We start from the raw sequence: 26,312 nt of genomic DNA, 5'->3' as shown, positions 1-26,312 counted from the left end.
GCCGACATTGTCACGCACTCAAGTTTCTTGATGACGAACTTCTCGACGCGAGTTATCTTGATGTCGAGATACTTTACGTCGAGGGAGTTGCGATGCGAGTCCTGCTGGTCACGGCGCTCACCCCGGCCGTCTGGGGCACCACCTACGCGATCACCACCGAACTCCTGCCGCCCGGGCGACCCCTGCTCAGCGGGGTGCTGCGGGCGCTGCCGGCCGGATTGCTGCTGCTCGCGATGACGCGGAAACTGCCGCGCGGCGCGTGGTGGTGGCGGTCCGCGGTGCTCGGGGCGCTCAACATCGGGTTCTTCTTCGCGCTGCTGTTCGTCAGCGCGTACCGGCTGCCCGGCGGGATGGCGGCCGTGCTCGGGGCGGTGCAGCCACTGCTGGTGGCCGGGCTGTCGGGGCTGCTGCTGGCGGAACGGGTCTCCCTCCGTACCGTGATCGCGGGTTTGATCGGCGCCGTCGGCGTCGCCCTGGCCGTGCTGACCGCGGCCGCCCGCCTCGACCCGATCGGGATCGCCGCCGGGCTGGCCGGGGCCGGATCGATGGCCGTCGGACTCGTGCTGACCAAACGGTGGGGGCGGCCGGGAGTCTCGCTCCTGACCGCGACCGGATGGCAGCTCACCGCCGGCGGGATCGTGCTGATCCCGATCATGTGGCTCGGCGAGGGCTTTCCGGCGTCATTGACCAGCAAAAACCTTATTGGGTACGGATATCTGTCGCTGATCGGGACGGCACTCGCCTACACGTTGTGGTTCCGCGGGCTGGACCGGTTGCCGGCCGCGCGGGTGTCGCTGCTGAGCCTCCTCTCGCCGGTGACGGCAACGGTGATCGGATGGGCGGCGCTCGGGCAGTCCCTGACCCCGGTGCAGGTCAGCGGGATGGTGGTGGCGTTCGGCGCGGTGCTCCTCGGCCAGTCGCCGAACCTCCGCCTCCGCGCGACTCGGATCGGCCGATCGCCGCGCCCGCACGCCGACGCGGCTCGGATGGGCCCGCCGGTGCGCCCGCAGGCTGACGCAGTTCAGATCGGTGGGCCGGGGCGTCCGCACGCTGATGCGGCTCGGGTCGGGGTGTCAGCGCATCTCCTCACTCGTCACGATGTGGCGGGGGAAACCGGTGCGGGCGGCGCGGAGCATCGCGCGGCCGATCGCGTCGGTGGCGGTCACCTGACCGGGCGCGACCCGTCTGAGCAGCGGCAGCAGCGGAGCCGTGACGGTGTAGACGGCGTTGTACCAACCGGTCTTGGAACGGGCGCCGTGCGTCGGCTGGATGAAGCCGGGACGGAACGCGTAACCGTTGTGGAAGAGCGACAGCACCTCATCCTCGGTGCGGGCCTTGACCCGGGCCCACATCTGGCGGCTGCCCGCACCGGTGCCGGCACCGGAGACGTAGACGAAGGTCATCTCCGGGCTGAGGTCGGCCAGCGTGCGGGCGGCGGCGATCGGGAAGTCGTAGGAGACGCGCGTGTAGGCGGCCTCGTCGAGCCCGACCGCGGAAACACCCAGGCAGTAGAAACAGGCGTCGTAGCCGGCCAACTCGTTCTTGACCGGGCCCAGGTCGGCGAAGTCGGCGATCGTCAGCTCGCGCAGCCTCGGATGCCGCACGCCGGTCGGTGACCTGGTCACCACCAGCACCTCGGTCACGTCGGGGGCGAGCAGGCACTCCCGCAACACACCCTGCCCGACCATCCCGGTCGCTCCGAACATGATCACCCGCATGCCCGCACCTCCTGCCCCACAGTCTGCCCCGCCCGCTCGCCCGAAGGCCGGTTATCCACAGCGGGCGGTTATCCACAGCCGATCCGGGGCGGCGGCGAAACGTCGTACCCCCGGCCTAGGGTCGTCTCGTGCCAGCAGAACGATGGTCCCTCGCCCAGGCGGAGTCGCTAGCTCCCGACGCCGCCGCGCTCAAGCGTGCCCGCGGCGTGTCCGGGCAGTTCGGCCCGACCGGGCTGCTCGACGACATCCTATGGGGACTGTGCCGGGGCTATCAGGTCGCCGTCGACCTGGCCGGGCCCGCGTTCAAGTGCTCCTGCCCGAGTTTCCAGGCGCCCTGCAAACACGCGGTCGGCCTCCTGCTGCACTGGGCCGACTCCGGCGCTGGCGACGCGGCGGCCCCCGAATGGGTGACGAAATGGCAGGCCGTGCGGGCCGCCCGGGCCAAGCCGAAAGAGCCGTCCACGCCCGATCCGGTGGCCGCCGCCAAACGCGCCCGCGAGCGGGCCGAGCGGGTCAGCAGTGGCCTGACCGAGCTGCGCCGATGGCTGGACGACCAGGTCGGGCAGGGTCTGGCCGGGCTCGGCAAACGCGGTCATCAGACGTTCGAGCCGGTGGCCGCCCGGCTGGTCGACGCGCAGGCGCCGGGCGTGGCGGGCTCGGTCCGGCGGCTCGGCGAGATCGCCGGCATCGGCCCGCAGTGGGCCGACCGCCTGCTCGGCGAGCTGGCCATGCTGCATCTGCTGGTCGCCGGGCACGAGCGGCTCGACACGCTCGACCCGGCCACAGCCGCGACCGTCCGCTCCCGCATCGGGTTCCCCACCTCGGCCGACGACGTGCTGGCCGGGCCCCGGGTGACCGACCGCTGGCAGGTGCTCGGGCAGCACGACACCGACGACGGCGCGCTGACCACCCGGCGCACCTGGCTGCACGGGTCGGCGACCTCGCGGTTCGCGCTGGTGCTGTCGTTCGCCGCGCCCGGCCAGTCACTCGCCGCCGACCTGGTGCCCGGCACCGAGTTCCGCGGTGACCTCTGCTTCTATCCGGGTTCGGCGCCGCTGCGGGCGATTGTCGCGTCCCGCGACAGCGCCGCCGAGCCCTTCGGCTCACCGGACGGCGGCGGGTCGGTGCGGGCGGCCCTCTCCCGCTGGTCCGTGCTCCTGGCCGCTGAGCCTTTCCGGTACGACGGACCGATGCTCCTGGCCGCCGTCACCCCCACGCCGGACGGCTGGCTCGTCGACTCCTCGGGTGACGCTCTTCCCCTGGCGGCGGGCCATCGGGAGCCGTGGTGGCTGCTCGCCGCCGCGGGTGGGCGGCCGGCCGCGGTGGCCGGCGAGTGGTCACCGGGCGGGTTGCGGCCGCTGGCCGCCTGGGTGGACGGGGAGTTCGTGCCGGCCGGGGCGGCCGTGCCCGATCCCGGGGCACCGCGGGAGGCCGAGCTGCCGGCCGAGATGTTGGCGGCGGCGCTGGTGGGTACGGCTCGGCGGCCGTGGTCGGGGCAGTCCGTCCGGGTCGGCGCGAGTCAGTTCGACCTGGTCACGGCCGATCCCCCGATTCCGTTGGGGGCTGGGCTCGACCGGGATTCGGGTGGGCATTCGTCGCCGGCCACGGCTCTGTTGGATGCGGCGGCTGTGGCGCTGGCCGCGCGGCGGGCCGGGGTCGAGCCGGACCGGAGCCGGACGCCGGTGATGGCCGCGCCTGAGGAGACTGCGCCGCCGCTGCCCGTCGCGGCCGGGGTGCGACTGGGGCGGATCCTGCGGGGTGGCGCGCCCGGTGGCGCCCACCTGGAGCAGGAGCTGCTGGCCCAGTGGTTGTCCGCGGCGGTGGCCCGGGGCGGGGTGATCCCACCGGTGATGCTGCCGGCGCTGCTGGACGCGGCCCGGCGCAACACCACGGTCCGCGGCGCCGTCGCCCGGATCGCCGGGCGGCGCGGCGGGTGGCTGGCCCGGCAGCGGGCGGACTGGCGCTGGCTGCTCGACGAGGCCGCCCCGGTCACCGTCGTCGACTGGGCGACCGCGACCACCGCGGAACGCCTCGGTCACCTGATCACGCTGCGGCGGGCCGACCCGGCGCGGGCCCGCGAGCTGGTCGAGAGCACATGGACCACCGAGTCCTCGGAGAACCGGGCCCGGTTCCTGGGCACGTTCACCGACGGGCTCTCCCCCGGCGACGAGGACCTGCTGGAACGAGCCCTGGACGACCGGCGCAAGGAGGTCCGCCAGATCGCGGTCGAGCTGCTGCGGCAGTTGCCCGGGGCGGCACTCGGGCAGCGGATGCGGCAGCGGGCCCACGCCGCCGTGCGGCTGGTGCTCAGCGACCCGGTCCGGCTGGCCGTCCAGCCTCCCGCGGAGCTGGACGCGGCGCTGCGGCGTGACGGGGTCGGTGCCACTCCCGCGCACGGCGCCGGCACCGGCGCGTGGCTGCTGGAGGAGGTGATCGCGGGCGCGCCGCTGAACTCCTGGACCGAGCTGGAGCCGAGCGGCTATCTGGCCCTGGCCAGGGGAAACGACTGGGCCGGGCCGTTGCTGCACGGCTGGGCCAAGGCGGCCATCACCCAGGGCGACGCGCGCTGGGCGGCGACGCTGCTCGCGACCGACGCCGGGGTGCTGCGCGAGGCGGTGCGCTGGGACCTGCACCTGGTCCTGCCGCCGGACGCACTGGCCCGGCTGGCCGCCGAGGCGCTGCGGGCCGAGGACGGGTCGGCGCACCGGCTGCTCGCGCTGCACCCGGGGCCGTGGCCGGAGCCGCTCAGCGTGACGGTTCTGGAGACGATCGCGCACCGGGCACGGACCGATCGGCACACCTGGCAGCTCGGCGAGCTGTGCCGGACGGCCGCGCTGGCCATGCCACCGGAGTATGCGGATCTCACCGGCCGCCTGGCCGCCCAGCTGGAGCCGGCGGTCGACCCCAGCCGGGTCCGCCCGGTCGCGGATCTGGCCCGCACGCTCACGTTCCGTGAGGAAATGGTGCGCGAGTTACGAGATCCGGTGGCGTCCGAAAATGTCACACCTCGGCGGTAGCTTGCTTTCGAGTCACCAACCGGTCAGGCCCGAGGGCCGGCCCGGCGAACCACGCCGGTCAGGTCCTAGACGATTCAGGAGTTCGAGTTGACCGCACTGCGACCGCACGCCGAGGATCAGTACGCCGACGAGCTGGCTCTCCTCGCCGCCGCCGACGACCGTCCCCGGCCGCCCGGGTGGCGCCTGTCGCCGCAGGCCGTGGTGACCTACCTGCTGGGCGACGGCGCCAAGATCACCCCGAAGTACGTGGGGCCGCGCCGCCTGATCGAGGTGGCCGTCTCCACGCTGGCCACCGACCGGGCGCTGCTGCTGCTCGGCGTGCCCGGCACGGCCAAGACCTGGGTCTCCGAGCACCTGGCGGCGGCCATCTCGGGCGACTCGAAACTGCTGGTCCAGGGCACCGCGGGCACGGCCGAGGAGGCTATTCGGTACGGGTGGAACTATGCCCGCCTGCTCGCCGAGGGCCCGACCGACGCCGCCCTGGTGGCCGGCCCGATCATGCGGGCCATGCAGACCGGGGCGATCGCCCGGCTGGAGGAGCTCACCCGGGTCCCGTCCGACGTGCAGGACGCGCTGATCACCATCCTGTCCGAGAAGACGCTGCCCGTCCCCGAGCTCAACACCGAGGTCCAGGCCCAGCGCGGCTTCAACCTGATCGCCACCGCCAACGACCGCGACCGCGGGGTGAACGAGCTGTCCAGCGCGCTCCGGCGGCGTTTCAACACGGTCGTGCTGCCGATGCCGGCCAGCGCGGACGACGAGGTCGAGATCGTGGCCCGGCGGGTCGCCCAGCTCGGCAGGTCGCTGGAGCTGCCCGAGGTGCCGGCCGCCCTGGAGGAGATCCGCCGGGTCGTCACCGTCTTCCGGGAGCTGCGCAGCGGGCTGACCGAGGACGGGCGCACCAAGCTGAAATCGCCGACCGGGACCCTCTCCACGGCCGAGGCGATCTCGGTGATCACCAACGGGATGGCGCTGGCCGCACACTTCGGTGATGGGACGCTGCACGCCGGTGACGTGGCCGCCGGGATCACCGGTGCGGTGATCAAGGATCCGGTGTCCGACGCCGTCGTCTGGCGGGAATACCTGGAGACGGTCGTCCGCGAGCGGCCCGACTGGCTGGACTTCTACCGGGCGGCGCGTGATGCCTGAGAGGTTCTACGGGATCCGGCATCACGGGCCCGGGTCGGCCCGGGCGGTGGTGCGGGAGCTGGTCGCCCAGCAGCCGGAGATCCTGCTGGTGGAGGGGCCGCCGGAGGCTGACGAGCTGGTCCGCTGGGTGGCCGACGGCGGGCTGGAGCCGCCGGTCGCGCTGCTCGGCTACGCGGCCGATGATCCGGGGCGGGCGGCGTTCTGGCCGTTCGCGGTCTTCTCGCCCGAGTGGCAGGCGATCCGGTGGGCGGTGGAGAGCGGGGTTCCGGTCCGCTTCTTCGACCTGCCGTATGCGTATCGGGTCGGGGCGAGCGACGGGGCCGCACCGGGGACACCGGCCGACGCCCCCGTGGGACCTGTCGACACCGAGGCGGCGGCACCTCCCGGCGACGAGGCGGCGGGGCGTGCCCAGGCGCAGCCGGCCGGATCCGACGGCAACGGACCCGGCGGCGCGAGAAACGGTGCGGACGGCGAGGCGGCGGTTTCGGGCGACGAGGAGGTGGCGGCTCGGCGGCCGGTGGATCCGATCGGGGAGCTGGCCGCGGCGGCCGGGTATGACGATCCGGAGCGCTGGTGGGAGGACGTCGTCGAGCATCGTGGGGTGCCGGTCTTCGAGGCGATCGCGGAGGCGATGGCGGCGATCCGGGAGGGTGCCGCCGAGGATCCGGATGATCTTCTGCGGGAGGCCTACATGCGGGGCGTGCTGCGGGAGGTCCGGCGCAAGCACGAGAACATCGCGGTGGTCTGCGGGGCCTGGCACGTGCCGGCGCTGACCCGGAAGATTCCCGTCAAGGACGACACCGCCCTGCTCAAGGGGCGGCGCAAGGGCAAGGTGGCGTTCACCTGGGTGCCGTGGACGTATGGGCGGCTGGCGTCGCGGTCCGGGTACGGGGCCGGGGTGAGCTCGCCGGGGTGGTATCACCATCTGTTCGCCAGTGCCGATTCGGTGGTGCCGCGGTGGCTGGTGGACGCGGCCGGGGTGCTGCGGGCCGAGGGGGTGCCGACCTCGTCGGCGCACGTGATCGAGGCGACGCGGCTGGCCGAGGCGCTGGCCACGCTGCGGGGGCGGCCGCTGGCCGGGCTGGCCGAGGTGACCGAGGCCGCCGAGGCGGTGATGTGCGACGGGGAGCCGCTGCGCACCGAGCTGATCAACCGGCGGCTGGTGGTCGGTGAGCGGCTCGGCGCGGTGCCGGACGAGATGCCGGCCGTGCCGCTGGCCAAGGATCTGACCGCCCAGCAGCGGACACTGCGGCTCAAGCCGGAGGCCACCGAGCGCGAGCTGAAACTCGACCTGCGTAAGGACATCGACCTGCGACGCAGCCGGCTGCTGCACCGGCTGCGGACGCTTGACGTCCCGTGGGGCGAGCCGGCCGCCGGGCGGCGCGGCACCGGGACCTTCCGCGAGGAATGGGTGCTGCGATGGCAGCCGGAGTTCGCGGTGCGGCTGGTCGAGGGCAGCATGTGGGGCACGACGGTGGCCGCCGCGTCGACCGCGCGGGTGATCCGGCGGGCGCGGGCGGCCACGACGCTCGCCGAGGTGACCACGCTGCTGGAGACGTGCCTGCTGGCCGAGCTGGCCGAGGCGTATCCGGAGGTTCTGGCCGCGCTGGACACCCGGGCGGCGCTGGACGCCGACATTCACCACCTGATGGCGGCGCTGCCGGCGTTGGCGCGGACCTTGCGGTACGGCGACGTTCGGCGTACGGATGTGGCCGGCCTGGCCACGGTGACGGCCAGCCTGCTGAAACGCATCTGCGCCGGGCTGCCGTCGGCGGCCGGGTCGCTCTCCGACGACGCCGCGAAACAGTTGCGCGACGGGCTGGACGGCGTGCATCAGGCGGTCAGCCTGCTCGCCGACGACGAGCTGCGGGAGTTGTGGCTGGCCACCGTGGAGTCGCTGGCCCGCCGGCCGGATCTGCACGGGCTGCCGGCCGGGCGGCTGACCCGGCTCCTGATGGACGCCGGGCGGCTCGACGGAGTGGAGGTGCGGCGCCGGTTGCGGCTGCCGCTGACCGTGGGTACCCCGCCGGCGCACGCGGCCGCCTGGGTGGAGGGATTCCTGGCCGGGGGCGGGCTGCTGCTCGTGCACGACGAGGCGCTGCTCATACTGGTGGACGAGTGGCTGGCGGACGTGCCGGCGGAGGCGTTCGAGGATGTTCTGCCGTTGTTGCGGCGTACGTTCGGGACCTTCGAGGCCGGGGAACGACGGGCCATCGGTGAGCGAGTGGCCGGACCGCGGGCGGGAGTGACACGCGCCGGGGTCACCGTCATCGACGAGGAACGGGCGGCTTCGGTGCTGCCCGTGCTGAGCGCTCTGCTAGGGCGCAAGATCCAGGTCCGGGAGGACGCATGAGTGATTCCGAGCTTTTCTCGCACTTCGCGGATCCGACGCCGTCGGGTGAGAACGCGGCCCAGCCGGCCGCGCTGACCTTCTCGCATCCGACCCAGGAGGCGGCCGACGGTGCCCGGCCCGGCCCGGCAGTGCCGGCCGGGCGGATCTTCTCGCACCCGAAGAGCGGTGCCGCGGCGGAGTACGACGACGGGCCGGAGCCTTCGCGGCGGGCCGCATCACCCGGTGGTGCGCGCAGGCCGGCGGCCTCCGGTGACGGGCGCGGTGGGGCCGGTTCCGGCGGGGCCGGGCGAGGCGATCGGATGAGAGGAGGTGGCCGGGGTGGCCGGGCGGATGACGCTGCTCAGGGTCGGGAAGGTCGCCGCCGGGACGCGGGTGGACGCGGCCGCTCGGGAAGAGCCGATGGCTGACGAGGACGCGGCCGGGCGGGAGACGCCGGGGGCAGGCGCGACCGAGCCGGCGTGGGAGACGCCGGGGGCGGACGGGGTGGCTCGGGAACGGCTTCGGCGGTGGCGGCTTGTGCTCGGCGGGGCGGCCGAGGAGTCGCTGGGTAAGGCCGAGGGGCGCGACGGGGCGATGGACGGGGCGCTCGCGGCGCTGTACGACGCGGCCGGGGACGGTGACGGGACGGCGGTGAAGCGGTCGGCCGGGCTGGGCGGTTCGGCGCCGAAGGTGGCGCGGTGGCTCGGCGACATCCGGGAGTACTTTCCGAGCACCGTCGTGCAGGTGATGCAGGCCGACGCGATCGAGCGGCTCGACCTGACCCGGCTGCTGCTGGAACCCGAGATGCTGGCCGCGGTCGAACCCGACGTCCACCTGGTCGGCACGCTGCTCTCGCTGAACCGGGTGATGCCGGAGGCCACCAAGGACGCCGCGCGGCAGGTCGTCCGGACCGTGGTCGAGCAGCTCGAACGCCGGATCGCGCAGCAGACCCGGGCCGCGGTGTCCGGGGCGCTGAACCGGGCCGCCCGGATCAACCGGCCCCGGCACGCCGACATCGACTGGGACAAGACGATCCGGGCGAATCTCAAGCACTATCAGGTCGCGCACCGGACGGTGATCCCGGAGCGCCTGGTGGGGTACGGGCGGCGGACCACCGCCGTACAGCGGGATGTGATTCTTTGTGTGGATCAGTCCGGCTCGATGGCGGCGTCGGTGGTGTTCTCCGGGGTGTTCGCGGCGGTGCTGGCGTCGATGCGATCGCTGCGGACGTCGCTGGTCGTCTTCGACACCGCCGTGGTGGACCTGACCGAGCAGCTCAGCGACCCGGTCGAGGTGCTGTTCGGCACGCAGCTGGGCGGCGGGACGGACATCAACCGGGCGATCGCCTACAGCCAGCAGCTGATCACGCGGCCGCGGGACAGCATTTTCGTGCTGATCAGCGATCTGTACGAGGGTGGCGTGCGGGACGAGATGCTGCGCCGGGTGGCCGAGATGACCGCGGCCGGGGTGCAGGTGGTGGCGTTGCTGGCGCTGTCCGACGAAGGGGCGCCCGCCTACGACCACGAGAACGCGGCGGCGCTGGCCGCGCTCGGGGTGCCGGCGTTCGCGTGTACGCCGGACGCGTTTCCCGAGCTCATGGCCGCGGCGATCGAGCGGCGAGATCTCCAGGCGTTCGCGGAGCGGTTCGCCGGCCAGCGGGCGGCCGGCTGAGCGCCACCCGACCGAGGAACGCGCCGCACGACCAGGGAGCGCCGCGCAACCTGGGAACGGCGCACGATCAGGGAGCCCCGCGCGATCGGGAACGGGAACGGGCGCGGAACTCGTCGGTTCCGCGCCCGGTCATGCCGCTGGGGTTCAGACGGTGACGACGCCGTTCTTGGCGTTGACCGCGCGCACCTGGCTGGGCAGGGTGAACAGGTCGATCAGGCTGCCGATGCCGAGGCAGCCCAGGGTGAACAGGTAGAGCAGGCCACGGCCGGTCTTGCCCAGGTAGAACTGGTGGACGCCGAGGACGCCGAAGAAGAACCAGAGCACGTAGGCGATGCCCACCTGCTTCGGGTTCCGGGTCGCGACCGCCTGGGTCATGGGTTATCTCCTCAGAAGCGTTATATCCAGGGAATACGTCGAAGTTGATCATCGACGCGGGGACTGAGGATACGGGAACGGTCGATGGTGCGGAACATCGACCGGATGGCCGGCCGATGACGGGCCGGCCGCCATCCGGGTACGTCCACCGGCGATCCCTGAGCGGACCGCGAATCGATGCCCGCGAGCGGTGGCGCGGCGGGCCGGATGTAACTAGCGTGATGCCTATGACTGCTTACCTGAACAACGCCGATACCTGGCAGGAGTCATGGGATCGGCAGCAGGAGGGGTTCCTGCCCGACCGGGAGCATCGGTTCGACGCGATGCTCACCGCGGTCGCGGCGGTGACCGACGGCGCGGCGCCGAAGGTGCTCGACCTGGCCGGTGGCACCGGGTCGATCTCGCTGCGGGCGCTGGCCCGATTCCCCGGGGCGCGGGTGACCGTTCTCGATCAGGATCCGGTGCTGCTCACGATCGCCGCGGCGTCGCTGGACGGGCGGGGCGACGTGGTCGACGCCGACCTGGGTGATCCGGGATGGCGGGCCAAGCTGCCGTATGAGGAGTTCGACGCCGTGCTGACCGCCACCGCGCTGCACTGGCTGCCGGCCGATCGGATCGGGGCGCTCTACGCGGAGGTGCGCGACGTGCTGCGGCCGGGCGGGATCTTCGTCAACGCCGATCACATGCCGGACGAGGGGCTGACCGGGTTCTCCGCGCGGCTGCGGGATCACGCGCGGGCCAAGCGGAACGCGCGGTACCAGACGGGCGCGGCGACCTCGTGGCCGGAGTGGTGGGCGCGGGCGGCGGCCGACGAGCAGTTGGCGCCCAAGGTGGTGGAGCGGCAGCGGATCTACCCGGGTGGGCATGCCCAGGAGTGGAATCCGCCGGCGGCCTGGCATCTTGACGCGCTGCGGGCGGCCGGGTTCGGGGAGAGCGGCGTGCTCTGGCGCGGCGGGACCGACGCCGCGGTCATCGGCGTGAACTGACCTCACCGGCCACGGCGGCGCGCAACTCCCGGCCGGCCGATCGGCGCGCCGCTCCCGATCAGGCGGTTGGCGCCGCTCCCGGTCAGACGGTTGACGCGCCGCTCCTGACCGGGCAGCGCGCCGCCGTTGACCGGGCGGCGCGCCACCCGCGGAGAAGACAAAAGGTGGCTCAGCCGCGTCGGCCACCCGCGTCGACGTAGCCGGCCATGCCCAGGGCCTCGGCGGCGTCGCGCAACATCTGGCGGTGGCGCGCGATGATCGGCGTGGCGTTCTCGGCGAGGGCCTTGACCGGCGCCGCCGACCCCTTGTCGGACTCCTCACCTGTCAGCTTGAGGGCCGCGCGGTGGGCGGCCAGCTGGGTCGAGATGAAGTACTCGTCGAAGGTGTCCGGGCCGGCGATCGTGTAGCGCTCGGCCAGCGCCTGCTGCTCGACCGTCGGCGTGCCGGGCAGGAATACCCGCAGCTTGCGGGCCGTCTGGTAGAGCTCGGCGTCCATCCGGATGTGGTCGCGCATGAAGGACGCGGCCAGGCTCTTGATCCCGGGGTTGCTCGATTTCGTCCAGGCGATGCGGCCGGCGGCGATCTCCGCGAGGTTCGCCTGGTGGGCAGCCTGCAGGAACTCGGCGTCCGGCCCGGACGCCACCGCGGCGGGCTCGGCAAGAGCCGAAACAGCAGCCGGATCAGCAGCCGGCGCGACGGCAGCGGGCGCAACAGCAACAGGCGCAACAGCAGCGGGCGCGACAGCGGGCACGGTAGGGGTGTCGGCCCAGGCCGGGGCCGCGGTGAGGAAGGTCTGCGCCGCGGGGAGAGCCAAGAGCCCGGCCACACCGAACGCCACGGGAATTCGCCGGAAAAGCATACTCATCTCCTCGAATAGGTCATCTACACCCTAGTCAAGAAGATACGGAGATTATTCGCTTTCAGCCCAGAACGGCCACGTCACTGCGTCCAGCGCAGAAAGCGATTGAACAACTCCGGCGCCGCCGCCTGCGGCATGTCCCGGGCCGCTTCCTCGAGGTAGTTCCACATGAGCACGGCCAGATCCATCCGGCTGTGCTTGCGGGTCAGGTCTTCCTGAGCCGGCCCGCACGGCCACGCCCGGCCGCACACCCGGCAGTCCCACGACGGCCGCGCGGGGAGATGCTCCGCTTCCTCGGCCACCGTGGCCTCCCTCCGAACGGATCCGATCGGATCGAATCGGATCCGGACGCGACGGGACGGCCCCGGATCCGTCCGCCATCGCACCCGTGACCCACACGATGCGCGCGCCACCCACCACGGTCAACCGCCGGAGACCCACGCCCCCTCTGCGGGTGACGCGACCGACCGATAGCCGACAGAGCCCCCGCGGAGCCCGGTGGAAAGAGGCGGAAGAAAGCCCGGTATATCCCGATCTTTGGAAACATGAGATCGAGACGTGACTCGGAGGAGGGGGAGATGACCGATCAGGATCAGCACGACCGTACGCACACCGGCAGCGTCTACGCCTCCGCCGCGGCCGTCGCGCCCCGGCGCAGCCACCACCGCAGGCAGGTCGTCATCGGCGTGACCGGCGCGCTCGCCCTGCTGGCCGGGGCCTATCTGCTCACGACCCAGGTGATGGAGGCCGACCAGGACACCCTGCCCGAGCCGGCCGCGCTGGCACCGCTGACCACGGCCGCGACCACGCCCGGCATCGACGGGACGGGGCTTTCCGCCGTACCGGGAAATTTGCGGGCCTCTCGCACGACGCACCCGGCGCAGGCAGCGAAGCGTGCCCCGTCGCCGACGCCGTCGGTTCTCGCCTCGGCGCCGTCGGCGACGGCGGCGGCATTTCCGCAGGCCATGGTCACCCGCCGCGTCGAGACGGTCAGGAACGGGACGGTACGGGTGTCCAGCGCCCGTTTCGACCTCACCGGTCAGAGTGACCTGCTGCTCGCCGCCGACGCCGGTCACGACGAGGGCGACGGTGTCCGGTGCACGAGCCGGGTGCGGTTCGCCGCGAGCGAACCGGTCACCGATCGTGACGGGCTGCTGCTGTGCTGGCGCACGTCGGACGACCGCAGCGTGGTCACGATGGCCGTCGCCGCCCAGGGCGCACCGGATCCCCAGGACAGCATCCTGATCATCGACCAGGAATGGGCGACGCTCGACTGAGCGCCGCCCATCCACCCTGTCCAGGAGACGGTCAGCCGACCACGGTCTCGCTGGTCGCGCCCGCGACCGTCGCGGTCGCCGGAACCACCACGCGGTACTGCTGACCGGTGCTCAGCCCGTTGATCGTCACGTTGGTCGTCGTGCCGCTCGCGGTGAACTGCAGCGCCTTCGTCCAGGTGCCGGCCAAGTTCTGCTGCACTTCGACGGTCAGCCCGGCCGGCGACGCGAGGCTCACCGTCATGACGCGGCTGCCGGTCCGGGTCGCCTTGGCCGTGCTGCGCACGCTGTAGGTCGCGGTGCCGGTCGCCGCCTCGTTGGCGTCGGTCTCGGCGATCCGCAGCTGCAGCTGGTAGCCGCCGGTGGCGACCCGGTTCGCGCTGACCACGCCGGTGGCCGAGGTGATCACGTCGACGCACTGGAACGGCTTGCCGGTCTCGGCGACGCAGAGCTGGGCGTTCTTGCGGACCCAGGGCTGCCCGGCCGCGGTGACGGTGAAGCTGGTGATCGTGGTGCTGTTGTAGGCCAGGTCGGCGGTGGTGACGTTCGGGGTGATGACCAGCTTGGCCTTGGTCGACGGGCTGGTCGAGACCGACGGCGAGCCCGAGGTGGGAGCGGTCGTCGGGGCGGTCGTGGGCGTGCTGGTCGACGGCGCGGCCGACGGGGCCTTCGAGGTCGGGGCGGTGGTCGGCGCGGTGGTCGGGGCGCTGCTGGTCACGGCCGCGAGTGCGGCGACCGCGTCCACCCGCCCATACCCGTAGTCGTTGTCCCGGCCGGCGGTCCCGAGGTCCACCGCCGACTTCTCGATCGCCTGCTCGATCTGGTCCGGCGTCAGGCTCGGCTGCGCGGCCTTGAGCAGCGCGGCCAGCCCGGCCACGTGCGGCGACGCCATCGACGTGCCGCTCATCGTCGCGTAGCTGCGCCCGAGCGCGGCCGGGTACGTGCTCAGGATGCTCGACCCGGGCGCCGCCACGTCCACGTAGCTGCCCGCGTTCGAGTAGGACGCCACGTGATCGGACGAGTCGGTCGCCGCGACCGCGATCACGCCGGGGTCGGCCGCCGGGTAGCTGACCGGGCTGCCGCTGCCGCGCTCGTTGCCGGCCGCCGCGATCACCGTGACACCCTTGCTGCGGGCGTACGCGACGGCGTTGCTCACGGCTGTGACCTGCGAGGACGACCCGAGGGACATGTTGATCACCTTCGCGCCGTTGTCGGCGGCCCAGACGATCCCCTCGGCGGCGTCGGACATGTAACCGCTGCCGTCCTGGCCGAGAACACGTACGGGAAGGATCTTGGTGTCCGGAGCGACCGAGGAGATGCCGATCGTGTTCCCGGTGACCGCGCCGATCGTGCCCGCCACGTGGGTGCCGTGCCCGTTCGGGTCGGTGTTGCCGCCGGCCTTGTCGGTGGTCGCGTCCCAGCCGGTGAGCACCTTGCCGGCCAGGTCGACGTTGCTCGCGTCCACGCCGGTGTCGATCACCGCGACGGTGACGCCCGACCCGGTCGACTTCTTCCAGGCGTCGGCGGCGCGCATCGTCGCGAGGTCCCACTGCTGACCGCGGTAGAGGTCGGTGCCGTTCGGCGCGTCCAGTGCGACGGCCTTCGCGTCGATCTCGACGCCGACCGCGTTCGCCGCCTTCTGCGCCTTCTCGACCAGCTCGGTGGCGCTCTTCCGGTCGGTCGCGGTCTTGACCGTGACGACCGGCTTACCGCTTTTGTCGATCGTGGTGGAGACGACCCGGGCCGGCTCCTCGGGCGTGACCGTGGCCGGGAGCAGCTGGTCGGCGCTCTCGGTGAGGCCGTAGGTGACCGGGGTCCAGTCCGCGGTGCCGGTGGGCAGGGCGACCGCGGCGACCGCGGCCAGGGCAGCGGTGGCAACGGCTCCGACGGCGTACCGGCGCAGAACAACCTTCATCGACCACAAACCTCCAGCTCGAAGACGTGTACTACGTTCTCCGGCTGGAGTTGTGACTTGAGGATTCGCCCGGTTGCGGCCTAGGAGCAGAGACCTACATCAAATTCTTCGGTACGGGCCCACGACTTCTTCAGTACGGGCCCACGACGAAAGCCGAGCCACTGCTGACGATCGTCGGATTGGCCGTCGACCCCGCGCCCGTGCTCCCGTCGGCGACCACGGTCAGGATGTACGCGTCCTCCGGGATCGGCGTGCCCACCAGCGGCGCGCTGGTCGTCGGGCTGAGCGCGTCGGCCGACAGGTCGAGCGTGCAGACCAGTTCGGTGTCGCTGACCGCGGTGACCTTGCCGCATTCGGCCACCCCCCGGTTGGTCGCCGAGTTGTAGGCCCCCCGGACCAGGAACACGTGCGCGTGGCTGTTGGTCGGCGTGCCGGGCGTGGTGTCGAACAGCAGTTGGGAGAAGCCGGCCCCGGTGACGTCGACGGTGACCGTGGACCCGGCCGCCGCGGTGTTCGGCGCGATCGTGATGCCGTTGCTGTAGCTGAACGGGATCGCGTCGACGCCGCTGCCGTCGTTGTTCGGGTCGAGGCTGCTCACCGTGCCGCCGGGCGTGGTCACGCTCAGAGGCAGGCCGGTCGCCCCGCCGCGCGGCGCGGTGGTCGCGGTGAAGCTGTTGCCGTTGGCCGCGACCTTGACGTTGGTCAGTGCCGTCCCGCCGATCGAGGCGGTGATCGCCGTGACCGAGCCCGAGCCGAACCCGACGCCGTTGACCGTGATCGTCTGGCCGCCGCCGGCCGGGCTGCTGTCGGGGGTGATCGACGTGATCGTGGGGCGCGGCACGATGGTGTACGACGACGAGGCCAGCAGGGTGCTGGAGGTGGTGGAGTCGCTGTCGTAGACGCAGACGTACCACTTGGCGGTGATCTGACCGCCGGTCAGCGCGAGCCCGCCCGTGTTCAGGCCGTTGCCGGACGGGAACTCGCCGGACGGCACCTTGAACGCGATCTTCGTGCTGGTGATCCGGGTGACGTCGGCCGGGTCGACGGTGACCGCCCCGGCCGTGGTGGCCGTGCCGGTCACCGCGATCTGGGTGATCGTCTTGGCCATGGTGCTGCAGGCCGCGTACTGGAACTGGACGGTCGGCGTGGCCCCGGCCGGGAAGACCGACGGGTTGACGGCGCTGTTGACCACCGTGCCGATGACCGTGTTGCCGCCCCCGCTCGGCCCGGCCGGGTTGCTCAGCGTCATGGTCACGGCGGCGTGCGCCGGGACGCCGGTCCCGGCGAGGACCAGCGCGGTGGTGGCGACCGAGATCCCGCAGGCCCGGCGGACGCTTCTCATCAACAAAACCCCCTGGTCAGTACGGCGCGACGGTGAAGGTGGCGCCGCTGTTGACGACGCTGGGCGCGGCCGCGTCCCCCGCGCTGGTCGATCCGTTGGCGACGAGGGTGATGGTGTACGTGCCCTCGAGCACCGGGCTGTCCGGCACCGCCGCGCTGGTCGTCGGGTCCAGGCGGTTCCCGCTGAGGTCGAGCGTGCAGACCAGGTCGGTGTCCTTGGCCACCAGGACCTTCGTGCACTCCTGGACCCCGCGGTTGCTGGCCGCGTTGTATCCGTCCTTGACCAGGAAGATGTGCGCGGTGGTGGACGTGGCCGTGGCGGTGTCGCTCTTGTCGAAGGTCAGCTGGGTGAAGCCGACCCCCTTGATCAGCAGGTCGACCTTCGTACCGATGGCCGCGGTGTTGGGGGTGACCTGAATGCCGTTGCTGTACGTGAAGGTGATCGGCGCGTCCGCGGTCGTGTCGTCCTCGTCCTGCGGCAGCCCGTTGTTGTCCGGATCGGTGCTGGCCACCGGCCCGCCCGGGGTGTTCACGCTCAGGGTCAGCCCGGTCCCGGCGGCCCGTGACCCGGTGGTGGCGACGAAGCTGTTGCCGTTGCTCGCCACCTTGATCCCGGTCAGCGCCACTCCCCCGATGCTGGCCGTGGTCGCGTTGCTCGCCGTGGAGAACCCGGCCCCGGTCACGGTGATCACCTGCCCGCCGAGCACCGACCCGCTGCTCGGGATGATCGCCGTGATCTTGGGCCGGATCCCCAGCGTGTAGGGGGCCTGGGTGATCAGCGTGCTCGTAGTGGTCGACTCGCTGTCGTAGACGCAGATGAACCACTTGGCGCTGGTCTGCGTCCCGGCCAGTACCAGCCCGCCGGTGTTGATCGTGCTCGGGTTGGCCGCGACCACCTCCGGGTACGACGACGACGGCACCTCGAACGCGATCTGTGTCCCGGACACCCGCTTCACGTCGTCCGGGTTCACGGTCAGCACCCCGGCCGACAGCTTGTCGCCACTGGCCGCGATCTGGGTGACCGTCCTCGCCTTGGCCGCGCAGGTCGTGTACTGGAACTGCACGGTCGGTGTGCCGCCGGCGACGAACGGGCTCGGGTTCGCGGCGGTCGCGGTGACCTTGCCGATGATCGTGTTCCCGCCGCCGCTCGGCCCGCTGGCGCTGCTCAGCGTCATGACCGCCACCGCGGCGTCGGCCGGGGCCGTTGCGAGGGCCACGACCAGGACCGTCGTGGCGGCCACGGCCAGGCACGCTTTTCTCATCGCGGAAAACTCCTGGTCAGTAGGGTGCGACGGTGAACGTGGCGCCGCTGCTGATGATCGTCGGGTGGGCCGCGTTCCCGGCCGCGGGATCACCGTTGGCCACGACCGTCACGATGTACGCGCCGTCGGTGATCGGCGTGTTCGCCACCACCGAACTGTCGGTCGGGTCCAGTTGGTCGGCCGACAGGTCGAGCGTGCAGATCAGCTCGCCGTCGTCGACCACCGAGGCGACCACGCACTCGGCCACACCCCGGTTGCTGGCCGCGTTGTAGGCGTCCTTGACCAGGAACACGTGCGCGTCGCTGTCGGTCGGTGTGGTCCCGGCGCTGAAGGTGAGGGCCGAGAACCCGGCGCCGATGACGTCGAGATCGACCGAGGTCCCGCTGACCGCGTTGCCCGGGGTGACCGTGATGCCGTTGCTGTAGCCGAACGGGATGGCGTCGCTGTTGTTGCCGTTGTTGTCCGGGTCGAGGCTGCTCACCGAGCCGCCGATCGCGGTCACGACCAGGGCCAGCCCGGTCCCGGCGGCGTGCGGCCCGGTGGTCGCCGTGAAGCTCAGACCGTTCGGGGCGACGGTGACGTCGGTCAGCGCCGACCCACCGATCGTGCCGCTCACCCCGGGCCCGGACGTGCTGAAACCGGTGCCGTTCACGGTGATCGACTGGCCGCCGACCGCCGGGCTGCTGGCCGGGACGACCGAGGTGATGGTCGGGCGGGGTGCCACCGTGTACGCCGCCGTGGCCAGCAGCGTGCTGCCCACCGTCGAGGGCGTGTCGTAGACGCAGACGTTCCACCGGGCCGACGTCTGCGCGCCGGTCAGGACCAGCCCGGTCGGGTTGATCGTGCTCGGGTTGCCGTTGCCGTCGTTGTCCGGATAGGCGCTGTTCGGGACCTGGAAGGCGACCTTCGTGGTCGAGAACCGCTTCACGGTCGAGGGCCGGACGGTCAGCACACCCGCGGTCAGGGTCGTGCCGCTGACCGCGATCTGATCCACGTCCTGGGCCGACGCGCTGCACGTCGTGAACTGGAACTGGATCGTCGGCGTGGTGCCCGCCGGGAAACTGACCCCCGAGCCGGCCGGGATCGTGCCGGTGACCGTGGCGCCCCCGCCACTCGCGCCGGTCGTCGAACTCAGCGTCATCGCCGGGGGCGTGGCCTCGGCCGGCGCGCTCAGAACCACCGTCACCAGCGCGGTCGCGGCGGCGGAGGCCAGAACGGCCCGGCCGGATCGTCGGAGCATGACGGCAGCCTAACGATCCGATTGCTCCGCATTCGCGGAGATCAGGAAACTCTCAGGTCGCGATTGCCGGATCTAGCACGGTTTTTCCGCTTGGTTGAAAACATGGGGTTTCCGACAACCGCGAATCCTGACGAAAGAACCGATCATGACCAGGAGAATCGATCAGCCGTACGGCCGTCGGTCCCGCACCGCCGCCGGGATGATCGGCCTCGCCGCCGTCCTGGGCGCCGGCGCTTATGTCACCACGTCCCTGCTCGTCGACGACGACACGGACACCGCCCAGGAATACCGCGTCGTAACCCCGGCCACCACACCACCGTCGTCCTCACCTGCGGTTTCCTCACCCGCGGCGGCCGCGGCCACGTCGGCCGGCACGCCCTCGGCATCGACCACCACCGATCAGGCCCGGGTGCGCCAGGAGATCATGGCCGCGCGCAAGGCCGCCGAGAAGGACGGGTTCCCGGTCGAACGCCCGATCGAGGAGCAGGTCGGCCATGCCGTCGGCGCGTCCTCCGAGACCACCCGGTCCCTGCCGGGCGGCGGAACCATGAAGATCACTACTGCCGCGTACGACCTCAGCGGCCGCCGGCCGTTGAACTGGGCCGCCGACCAGGGCACCGATGTCGACGGATCCAAGTGCACCCAGAAGTTCCACTTCAGCCAGGGCGACCCGGGCGGCCTGCGCCCGACGATGCTGCTCTGCTGGCGCACCTCGGACAAGCGCAGCGTCGCCGTCCTCTCCGTCACCCCGAACGGCAAGCCCTCGATCGCGGACAGCACCGCCACTGTCGACAGCGAGTGGAAAAAGCTCGGCTGACCCTGAAAGAAGGACCAGATGCGACACGCTGATCTCCTCCCCAAGCGGGCGGTCCTGGGCCTCGCCGGCCTCGCCACCGTTCTCGGCGCCACCGCCTGTCAGTCGCCGGGTTCCACTCCCGAACCGGCCGCGGGGAAAGCCCCGGTCGCCGCCACCTCATCTCCGCCCGCCGAGCAGCAGGTGGTCGGCAGTGTGCAAGGCATGTCGGCGCCCGAACGGCCGATGGGCCCGGTCGCGCCCAAGAGCACGTCCGAACGGCTGAGCGACGCCCGCGGCGCCAACGAACGCCTGGGCACGACCGTCCGCCGTCCCCGCGAGAAGGCTCCGACCGCGGTCGACCCGTCCAAGGTCCGGCGCGTCGAGATCGGGAGCGTCCAGAAGGACAAACACCTGATGCGGATCGTCTCCAGCAAACAGGACCTCTCCGGCTACGCCGAACTGGCCTGGGTCGCCGACAACGGCGAGCCGCACGGGGACGCGAACTGTTCACGGATGATCCAGGTCAGTGACTCACCGCCGAAGGCGAAGCCGACCCTGTTGATCTGCTGGCGCCTCACTCCGAAGAAGAGCGTCTACACGGTCGCCGTCGACCTACGGACGAACCCGACAGCGAAGGCGAGCGTGACCGCCCTGGACAGGGAATGGAAAAGGATGGGCTCATAGCCTCGCCCGGAAACGGTAGATGCCCGGTCCTCGTGGACCGGGCATCTACGCGAACAGAGGCTGTTTACATCAGACGAGCGTCGTGTAAAGCACGATGCCACCCGGCGTCGGCACCAGGGCCGGAGCGCTACTGGTCGACCCCACGGCCGCCGGCGTGAACGTCACCGGTGCGACACCCGACGTGGGCGGGGCGGTGACAACGATGTGGCAGTAGGCGGTGGTGTCCGAGATGGTCACGCATGTCTCGGCGACGTTACCGCCAGCCCCGTCGAAGCTCCACGCGGTGGCGCCGGACAGACCCTTACCGGTGATCTTGTAATCAGCGGTGCTGGCGGCCGCACTCGGAGCGGTGGCCGAGCCGGTGCAGGTGGGGAACGTCGTGGTCGGGCTGGAGATGTACGAGCTGATGTCGGCGGAGCAGCTGTTGATCTGAGTGATCACGGCCGGGTACTTCAGCGAATCGACGTCCGCAGTGCCGGTGATCCCGTCGTGGACGAGCATCACACCGGCGTAGTCGCCGGAGGCGCCGCTGGGCGGCACGGTCACGGTGACATTGGTGGCATCCTTGAAGGCCACCGTGGCCTGGGAAACCTGCGGCGAGGTCTGACCACTGACCACACTGCTGACGTACGCGGTGATCTTCTCTTGCGGGAAGGTGGTCGCGGTCAGGGCCGCCACACCGGAAACGCCGACGGTGATCGCGCCGCCACCGTTCGGGTTGGCGTTGACGGCGGCCGGGCTGATGGCCGCGGTCAGCGGTCCACGGTAGAAGACCTCACTCGCTGCCGACGCGCTGATACCACTGGACGTCCCGTTGGCTGTGGTGTTCACCACCTGGACCTTCATCGAGCCGGTACCAGCGGCCGGCGAGCCGGTGGTCCCGTCGACCGGCGTCACCGTCGGCACCGTGGCGTAGATCGTCGTGTCGTTGATGACGCTGTATCGCGTCGCAAGGGTGAAACCGGCGGTCGTGGTCGCACCCACACCGTTGAACCGCACCTGGGAGCAGCTCGACGGGGAAGCCGGCCAGACGGCGGGCGCCGTGGTGCTGCACGATCCGGCCGTGTCCTTGTTGTCGACCATCCCGCTGAAGCCGGTGCCGGTGATCACGACGGTGGATCCGGCGGTGACCACCTTGTTCGTGGCCGAACCAGCCACGGAGACGCTGGTGATCGTCGGTACCGCCGCGTAGGCGGGACTGGCCAGCGCAGCCGTCCCGCAGGTGGCGACCGCGGCCACGACCAGCGCCCGGGTGCCGTGACGACGCACGGCTGCCCTACGTCCTTCTTTCATTGAGTCCTCCACGTTGAGGCAGGGCACACAGCCCCGACTTAGTGACCGAATTGGGTGCGCAGAAGATCGGCGTCTCCGATTTCGCGCCGGCGTGATGGGACTGCGAATGATTCCGCTGCCACCGGGGCCGATCAGAATTCTTTCAGGGACAGCCCCGGGCATCAGACGATTCGCCAGGCCGAATAAAGGTCGGAAGTATCGCCCGGAAATGGCGGTGGACCCGGAATCGACTCCGGGTCCACCATTCCATTTACCGATCAGTAGTCGGCGACGGTGAAGGCCGAGCCACTGGAGATGATCGACTGCTGGTAGCCGGCGACAGCCTGCGCGGCGACGGCGCCGTTGTTGACCACGGTGATCGTGTAGGTTCCGTTCGACACCGGGGTCGACGGGGTGACGACGATGTCACTCAGAGTACCGGCGGAGCCCGTGCCGGCGTCGCTCACCGTCGCGGTCGTCCCGTCAGCTCCGACGGCGACGATCGTGGCGTTGCTCGGGAACGTCGCGGTCGCGCTGCTGACCGCCCGGCCGACGTCGGCCTGCGTCCAGCCGGTCAGACCGGTCAGGCTCTTCTTGTCCGAGGCCAGCGTGCCGGTGAGGGCCGTCTTCGGACCGCCGACGGAGAAGTCGGCGACGGTGCCGTCAGCCGTCGAGGCCACGGACACGGTTGCCTGCGTGGCGCTCTGCACCGACGCGACCACCGCGCTGGCGCCGATACCGGTACCGCTGACCGGCAGCCCCACGTCGTTCTGCGTGAAGGCCGCGTCGGTCGACGTGATGGTCGTGGAATTGTTGGTGGTGGTGACGTGAAGCGTGCCCCGAGCCGCCGAGGTGGTCAGCGCCGCTGCCGCCACACCGGTGTAGGTGTGGTTGAGCGGCAGCGAGCAGAGCAGCTCGGTGTTGGTGATCACCAGGACGTTGACGCACTCACTCAGCTGCGGCGTGGTCTTGTTACCGGTGAGACCGCTACCGGTGGTGCCGTACGGGTTGTAACCGGTCGACGGACTCAGGTAGACGTGAGCCGTGCTGCCGTTCGGGGTGTTACCGGTGGTCGCGTCGAAGGTGTAGTTCGCGAAACCGACACCCAGGACGTCCAGGTCCACGCTGCCCTTGTAGTTCGGCGCGGTGTTCGGCGAGGCCACGATGCCGTTCGTGTAGTTGAACAGGCTGGCCTTGGTCGTGGTGGCGCCGAGCGTGTTCACCGTGCCGCCGGGCGTAGTGACGGCCAGCAGGAATGGACCACCGGCGGTGTGCGCCGGCGTGGTGGCGGTGAAGCTGTTGCCGTTGCCCGCGACGGTGATGTTGTCCAGGGGAACGCCGTCGATGCTCGCCATCGTGTTGGTCGCGGTCGCCGTGTTGGCGACGAAACCGGTGCCGGTGACGGTGACGCTGGTGTTACCCAGGGCCGGACCGCTCAGAGGAGCGATGCCGTTCACGGAAGCGATCGTGGGCTTGGCGCCGACGGTGTACTGAGCGCTGGCGATCAGGTTCGCACCCGAGGTGTTCGAACCGAAGGCACAGACGGCGTACCGGTAGACGCCACCGGCGGTCACGATGACGCCGGCCGGCACCGTGACAGCGATCTTGTTGGTCGCCAGCACCTTCACCGCCGGCGAACCCGTCGCCACCAGGTTGGTGGCCGGGGCGGTCGACGGATAGGTAGCCGGGCAAGTCGCCGAAGTGGCGGTCGAGGCCGCCGCGGCAACGAAGTACACGGCGGTCGTCGAGGTGAACGACGTCGGGTTCGGCGAGGTCGGAGCGGTCGCGATGGTCGCCACGATGGTGTTGCCACCGGCGGTCGGGCCACCGGACGAGCTCAGGGCGAGCGTGCCGGCTGCCGCGTAGGCCGGAGCCGCGCTCATCGCGGCGAGGAGTGCGGTGCTCGCTCCCGTCGCAAGGCCGGCGCGGCGGAGCCGGCGCCGGATGGTGCTGGACTTGGTCTTGCTCATGCGAGGTCCTCCTACGGGTCCTGTCGGACCGCGTCGCTGGATGTGGATGGGGCCCTGCGTCCGGAGAACCGTCGCGGGCCGTCTCGCCGGAAGCGTAACTATTCGTGACGGCCTGGTACCACAAAGTCAGAAACATCCGCATAGATCAGACATCAGGTGCCCCAGGGGCTAGGATTCGGCGCCTCAAACATGCGATCAGCGACATACATTGCGGCGATCAATGCTGCGCAAGAATTACTTAGGCACGCCTTACCTAAATAGGGTCGCCTAACAATTCCTGCTTTTCGAAAATTAACCGCGAAAAACGTGTATGACGGCAAACAATGGTTACATTCGGGGGCGAGCAAACCGGGATTCGAGGGAGGGACGCGCGATGACTCAGATGATGAACATGCCCATGGTCCAGACCTGCACGGTCACGGACTGTGGCTACAACCACGACGGATGCACCGCGTTCGCGATCACGATCGGGGACATGAACGCGGAGTGTGACACGTTCATCGGGTCCGGCCTCAGTGGCGGGATGGGTGTGGCGACCGCGCAGGTGGGTGCCTGCAAGCGGGCCGACTGCAAATACAACAACGATCTGGAGTGCCGAGCCCCGGCGATCACCGTGGGCGCCTCCTCGGACCGGGCGGACTGCCTGACGTACGAGAAGTAAATCCACCCGATCAACGAAGAGCCCGCCCTGGTGGCGGGCTCTTTTGGTGCCCGGCGTTGACAGGGGCCGATCGAGCGCGCTAGGTTCATCTCACATCGAGTAAAACTCACAGTGAGAAGGACGGCGACGATGACCGACGAGGCGAGCTTCCTGGACGGATACGACCCCCGGGACTACCCCGCCGTCGCCGTGACCGTCGACGTCGTGGCGCTGACGATCCGGGACGGCGCGCTCTGCGTCCTGCTCGTCGAGCGCGGTGAGCAGCCGTTCGCCGGCCGGCGGGCGCTTCCCGGCGGCTTCGTCCGCGAGGAGACGCTCGACACCGCGGCGCTGCGCGAGCTGGCCGAGGAGACCGGCCTGACCGCGGCCGACATCGACGAGCGAGTCCATTTCGAGCAGCTCAAGACGTACGGAAATCCTGGTCGTGATCCTCGGATGCGCATCGTCTCGGTCGCCTATCTGGCCTTCGCGCCCCACCTGCCGGAGCCGGTCGCCGGGAGCGACGCCGCCCGGGCCTACTGGGTCCCGGTCGACGAGGCGAAGGATCTCGCCTTCGATCACGACCTGATCCTGGCCGACGGCCTGGAGCGCGCCCGCGACAAGTTGGAGTACACGCCGCTGGCCACCGCTTTCGTCGGCGACGACTTCACCATCTCCGAGCTGCGCCAGGTCTACGCCGCGGTGTGGGGCGAGGAACTGCACGCCGGGAACTTCCATCGCAAGGTGCTGTCGGTGCCGGGGTTCGTGGAGAGCACCGGCGAGACCGCGTCGCGCGGCGGCGAGCGCGGCGGGCCGAAGGCGCGGCTCTACCGGGCCGGGGACGCGCGGCTGCTGCACCCGGCGCTGCTGAGGCCGACACGGGAGGACAGAGTCCGATGAACACGGGATTCGCCACGACGTTCGAGGAGGCGGCCGCCCGGATCGCGGCGGCCCGCACCTTCGCCGACCTGCTCGACGAGACCGGGGTCGGCATCGAGCGGAACGCGTACCGGAAACTCGCCAAGATCGTGCACCCGGACACCGCCGACGCGGCCCGCCGGGCGCCCGCCAACGAGGCGTTCGCCAAGCTGAACGCGCTCTACCACAAGCGAGCCGACCGGGCGGACCGCGAGCCCGCCCTCAAGGGTGACCTGGCCGACCTCTTCGAGGATGGCAACGCGCTGGTCAAGGTGGTCCGGAACCGGGCCAACAACGATCTGATGCGCACCGAGGCGACCGCGCTGCGCCGGCTGTGGACGCACGGCGACCCGAGCTACCGCGCCTACGCGCCGGAGCTCAAGGACACGTTCGACTACCACAGCCGTACGGCGAATGTGGTGAAACGACAGCGAGGTTTCCGCAACCTGGCCGAATCGGCGGACCTGGAGGCGGCCGATCTGGTCTGGATCTGGCGGCGGCTGCTGGCCGGCCTGGGCTGGGCGCACCGCGCCGGCATCGTGCACGCGGCGGTGTTCGAGGAGCACGTGTTGATCGACCCGCGGGTCCGCGGGCTGGTCCTGGTCGACTGGTGCTACTCCGCCCCGATCGGCGCACGACCGAAAGCGCTCATCGCCAGGCGGGAGTTGGAGTACCCGCCGGAGATTCCCGAGGCGCGCCGGGTCACCGCCGCCACCGACCTCCATCTGGCCGCCGGCCTGATGAAGCGCCTGTTCGGGCCGGACATGCCGCTTCCTCTGCGGCGGTTCGCCGACGGCTGCCTGTACGACGCGCCTCGGATGCGCCCGCAGAACGCGTGGCTGCTCCTGGCCGAGCTCGACGAACTCATCCCCCCGCGCTACCGAAACTGATCA

General features: G+C 71.0%; 21 protein-coding genes and 1 pseudogene. 12 read left to right on the top strand and 10 right to left on the bottom strand.

All coding sequences use genetic code 11. From position 1 onward, the window contains the following. Positions 1-92: 92 nt before the first annotated feature. Positions 93-851 (top strand): annotated as a pseudogene (locus ACSHV8_RS50050) (EamA family transporter); the annotation flags it as partial. 222 nt (positions 852-1,073) lie between these two features. Here the strand turns inward: ACSHV8_RS50050 and ACSHV8_RS50045 are convergent. Continuing rightward, positions 1,074-1,718, bottom strand: coding sequence for an NAD-dependent epimerase/dehydratase family protein (locus ACSHV8_RS50045; RefSeq protein ID WP_436527539.1), 645 nt, complete (start codon positions 1,716-1,718; stop codon positions 1,074-1,076). Between the two features lie 128 nt (positions 1,719-1,846). Between ACSHV8_RS50045 and ACSHV8_RS50040 the strand changes: the two genes are divergently transcribed. From ACSHV8_RS50040 to ACSHV8_RS50025, 4 genes are all read left to right on the top strand, one after another. Further along, the gene (locus ACSHV8_RS50040; protein WP_436527538.1) at positions 1,847-4,735 is read left to right on the top strand and encodes a DUF5691 domain-containing protein; all 2,889 of its coding nucleotides are present in this window, start codon (positions 1,847-1,849) and stop codon (positions 4,733-4,735) included. Positions 4,736-4,822: 87 nt separating this feature from the next. Continuing rightward, positions 4,823-5,884, top strand: a complete 1,062-nt coding sequence (locus ACSHV8_RS50035; protein WP_436527537.1) for an ATP-binding protein — start codon at positions 4,823-4,825, stop codon at positions 5,882-5,884. Then, the gene (locus tag ACSHV8_RS50030; protein WP_436527536.1) at positions 5,877-8,237 is read left to right on the top strand and encodes a DUF5682 family protein; all 2,361 of its coding nucleotides are present in this window, start codon (positions 5,877-5,879) and stop codon (positions 8,235-8,237) included. The genes ACSHV8_RS50035 and ACSHV8_RS50030 overlap by 8 nt, the downstream gene beginning before the upstream one ends. Positions 8,238-8,567: 330 nt before the next feature. Then, a complete protein-coding gene (locus tag ACSHV8_RS50025; protein WP_436527535.1) occupies positions 8,568-9,887 on the top strand; it encodes a VWA domain-containing protein in 1,320 nt (439 codons plus the stop codon). A 144-nt stretch (positions 9,888-10,031) separates the two neighbouring features. Here the strand turns inward: ACSHV8_RS50025 and ACSHV8_RS50020 are convergent, their stop codons facing one another. Next, a complete protein-coding gene (locus ACSHV8_RS50020; protein WP_436527534.1) occupies positions 10,032-10,262 on the bottom strand; it encodes a TM2 domain-containing protein in 231 nt (76 codons plus the stop codon). A gap of 227 nt (positions 10,263-10,489) precedes the next feature. Between ACSHV8_RS50020 and ACSHV8_RS50015 the strand changes: the two genes are divergently transcribed. Continuing rightward, positions 10,490-11,248: a class I SAM-dependent methyltransferase gene (locus ACSHV8_RS50015; RefSeq protein ID WP_436527533.1), complete on the top strand. Its 759-nt coding sequence runs from the start codon at positions 10,490-10,492 to the stop codon at positions 11,246-11,248. 169 nt (positions 11,249-11,417) lie between these two features. Here ACSHV8_RS50015 and ACSHV8_RS50010 read toward each other — a convergent pair whose 3' ends face one another. Together ACSHV8_RS50010 and ACSHV8_RS50005 are read right to left on the bottom strand one after the other, a co-directional pair. Next, on the bottom strand, positions 11,418-12,107 hold the full coding sequence (locus ACSHV8_RS50010) for a DUF4142 domain-containing protein (protein ID WP_436527532.1): 690 nt from the start codon (positions 12,105-12,107) through the stop codon (positions 11,418-11,420). An 80-nt stretch (positions 12,108-12,187) separates the two neighbouring features. After that, the gene (locus ACSHV8_RS50005) at positions 12,188-12,409 is read right to left on the bottom strand and encodes a hypothetical protein (protein WP_436527531.1); all 222 of its coding nucleotides are present in this window, start codon (positions 12,407-12,409) and stop codon (positions 12,188-12,190) included. 276 nt (positions 12,410-12,685) lie between these two features. Here ACSHV8_RS50005 and ACSHV8_RS50000 point away from each other — a divergent pair, with 276 nt between their 5' ends. Beyond that, entirely contained in the window at positions 12,686-13,384 is a 699-nt protein-coding gene (locus ACSHV8_RS50000; RefSeq protein WP_436527530.1) for a hypothetical protein, read from the top strand. Positions 13,385-13,415: 31 nt separating this feature from the next. On the opposite strand, the gene ACSHV8_RS49995 is transcribed toward ACSHV8_RS50000, so the two are convergent. From ACSHV8_RS49995 to ACSHV8_RS49980, 4 genes are all read right to left on the bottom strand, one after another. After that, a complete protein-coding gene (locus ACSHV8_RS49995; RefSeq protein WP_436527529.1) occupies positions 13,416-15,296 on the bottom strand; it encodes a S8 family peptidase in 1,881 nt (626 codons plus the stop codon). 130 nt (positions 15,297-15,426) lie between these two features. Beyond that, positions 15,427-16,638, bottom strand: coding sequence for an IPT/TIG domain-containing protein (locus ACSHV8_RS49990; protein ID WP_436527528.1), 1,212 nt, complete (start codon positions 16,636-16,638; stop codon positions 15,427-15,429). Between the two features lie 16 nt (positions 16,639-16,654). Continuing rightward, complete coding sequence (locus tag ACSHV8_RS49985) at positions 16,655-17,899, bottom strand: IPT/TIG domain-containing protein (protein ID WP_436527527.1); 1,245 nt, start codon at positions 17,897-17,899, stop codon at positions 16,655-16,657. A 16-nt stretch (positions 17,900-17,915) separates the two neighbouring features. Continuing rightward, positions 17,916-19,139 carry an IPT/TIG domain-containing protein gene (locus ACSHV8_RS49980; protein ID WP_436527526.1) on the bottom strand — a complete coding sequence of 408 codons (1,224 nt, stop codon included), beginning with the start codon at positions 19,137-19,139 and terminating at the stop codon, positions 17,916-17,918. A 145-nt stretch (positions 19,140-19,284) separates the two neighbouring features. On the opposite strand from ACSHV8_RS49980, the gene ACSHV8_RS49975 reads away from it, so the two are divergent. Then, positions 19,285-19,956, top strand: coding sequence for a hypothetical protein (locus tag ACSHV8_RS49975; RefSeq protein ID WP_436527525.1), 672 nt, complete (start codon positions 19,285-19,287; stop codon positions 19,954-19,956). 18 nt (positions 19,957-19,974) lie between these two features. After that, on the top strand, positions 19,975-20,619 hold the full coding sequence (locus ACSHV8_RS49970) for a hypothetical protein (protein WP_436527524.1): 645 nt from the start codon (positions 19,975-19,977) through the stop codon (positions 20,617-20,619). A 69-nt stretch (positions 20,620-20,688) separates the two neighbouring features. Here ACSHV8_RS49970 and ACSHV8_RS49965 read toward each other — a convergent pair whose 3' ends face one another. Together ACSHV8_RS49965 and ACSHV8_RS49960 are read right to left on the bottom strand one after the other, a co-directional pair. After that, positions 20,689-21,888, bottom strand: a complete 1,200-nt coding sequence (locus ACSHV8_RS49965) for a hypothetical protein (RefSeq protein WP_436527523.1) — start codon at positions 21,886-21,888, stop codon at positions 20,689-20,691. A 281-nt stretch (positions 21,889-22,169) separates the two neighbouring features. Continuing rightward, complete coding sequence (locus ACSHV8_RS49960; RefSeq protein WP_436527522.1) at positions 22,170-23,861, bottom strand: IPT/TIG domain-containing protein; 1,692 nt, start codon at positions 23,859-23,861, stop codon at positions 22,170-22,172. Positions 23,862-24,234: 373 nt separating this feature from the next. Between ACSHV8_RS49960 and ACSHV8_RS49955 the strand changes: the two genes are divergently transcribed. The 3 genes from ACSHV8_RS49955 to ACSHV8_RS49945 all read left to right on the top strand — a co-directional run bounded on the left by ACSHV8_RS49955 (position 24,235) and on the right by ACSHV8_RS49945 (position 26,309). Continuing rightward, positions 24,235-24,522, top strand: a complete 288-nt coding sequence (locus ACSHV8_RS49955; RefSeq protein ID WP_436527521.1) for a DUF1540 domain-containing protein — start codon at positions 24,235-24,237, stop codon at positions 24,520-24,522. Positions 24,523-24,651: 129 nt separating this feature from the next. Continuing rightward, complete coding sequence (locus ACSHV8_RS49950) at positions 24,652-25,401, top strand: NUDIX hydrolase (RefSeq protein ID WP_436527520.1); 750 nt, start codon at positions 24,652-24,654, stop codon at positions 25,399-25,401. Next, positions 25,398-26,309 carry a molecular chaperone DnaJ gene (locus ACSHV8_RS49945; protein WP_436527519.1) on the top strand — a complete coding sequence of 304 codons (912 nt, stop codon included), beginning with the start codon at positions 25,398-25,400 and terminating at the stop codon, positions 26,307-26,309. The genes ACSHV8_RS49950 and ACSHV8_RS49945 overlap by 4 nt, the downstream gene beginning before the upstream one ends. Positions 26,310-26,312 lie beyond the last annotated feature (3 nt).

Source organism: Actinoplanes sp. HUAS TT8 (assembly GCF_051380535.1).
GTDB lineage: Bacteria > Actinomycetota > Actinomycetes > Mycobacteriales > Micromonosporaceae > Actinoplanes.
Note: the sequence above shows the minus strand (reverse complement) of the source record. Positions and strands in the feature narration are given on the sequence as shown.

What these genes read in the sequence shown, in the direction of transcription:
- ACSHV8_RS49945 (WP_436527519.1), top strand. Translation starts at nt 25,398, where the DNA reads ATGAACACGGGATTCGCCACGACGTTCGAGGAGGCGGCCGCCCGGATC.
- ACSHV8_RS50030 (WP_436527536.1), top strand. Translation starts at nt 5,877, where the DNA reads ATGCCTGAGAGGTTCTACGGGATCCGGCATCACGGGCCCGGGTCGGCC.
- ACSHV8_RS50000 (WP_436527530.1), top strand. Translation starts at nt 12,686, where the DNA reads ATGACCGATCAGGATCAGCACGACCGTACGCACACCGGCAGCGTCTAC.
- ACSHV8_RS50015 (WP_436527533.1), top strand. Translation starts at nt 10,490, where the DNA reads ATGACTGCTTACCTGAACAACGCCGATACCTGGCAGGAGTCATGGGAT.
- ACSHV8_RS49970 (WP_436527524.1), top strand. Translation starts at nt 19,975, where the DNA reads ATGCGACACGCTGATCTCCTCCCCAAGCGGGCGGTCCTGGGCCTCGCC.
- ACSHV8_RS49995 (WP_436527529.1), bottom strand. Translation starts at nt 15,296, where the DNA reads ATGAAGGTTGTTCTGCGCCGGTACGCCGTCGGAGCCGTTGCCACCGCT.
- ACSHV8_RS50020 (WP_436527534.1), bottom strand. Translation starts at nt 10,262, where the DNA reads ATGACCCAGGCGGTCGCGACCCGGAACCCGAAGCAGGTGGGCATCGCC.
- ACSHV8_RS50025 (WP_436527535.1), top strand. Translation starts at nt 8,568, where the DNA reads ATGACGCTGCTCAGGGTCGGGAAGGTCGCCGCCGGGACGCGGGTGGAC.
- ACSHV8_RS50010 (WP_436527532.1), bottom strand. Translation starts at nt 12,107, where the DNA reads ATGCTTTTCCGGCGAATTCCCGTGGCGTTCGGTGTGGCCGGGCTCTTG.
- ACSHV8_RS49990 (WP_436527528.1), bottom strand. Translation starts at nt 16,638, where the DNA reads ATGAGAAGCGTCCGCCGGGCCTGCGGGATCTCGGTCGCCACCACCGCG.
- ACSHV8_RS49980 (WP_436527526.1), bottom strand. Translation starts at nt 19,139, where the DNA reads ATGCTCCGACGATCCGGCCGGGCCGTTCTGGCCTCCGCCGCCGCGACC.
- ACSHV8_RS49960 (WP_436527522.1), bottom strand. Translation starts at nt 23,861, where the DNA reads ATGAGCAAGACCAAGTCCAGCACCATCCGGCGCCGGCTCCGCCGCGCC.
- ACSHV8_RS49955 (WP_436527521.1), top strand. Translation starts at nt 24,235, where the DNA reads ATGACTCAGATGATGAACATGCCCATGGTCCAGACCTGCACGGTCACG.
- ACSHV8_RS50045 (WP_436527539.1), bottom strand. Translation starts at nt 1,718, where the DNA reads ATGCGGGTGATCATGTTCGGAGCGACCGGGATGGTCGGGCAGGGTGTG.
- ACSHV8_RS49975 (WP_436527525.1), top strand. Translation starts at nt 19,285, where the DNA reads ATGACCAGGAGAATCGATCAGCCGTACGGCCGTCGGTCCCGCACCGCC.
- ACSHV8_RS49985 (WP_436527527.1), bottom strand. Translation starts at nt 17,899, where the DNA reads ATGAGAAAAGCGTGCCTGGCCGTGGCCGCCACGACGGTCCTGGTCGTG.
- ACSHV8_RS49950 (WP_436527520.1), top strand. Translation starts at nt 24,652, where the DNA reads ATGACCGACGAGGCGAGCTTCCTGGACGGATACGACCCCCGGGACTAC.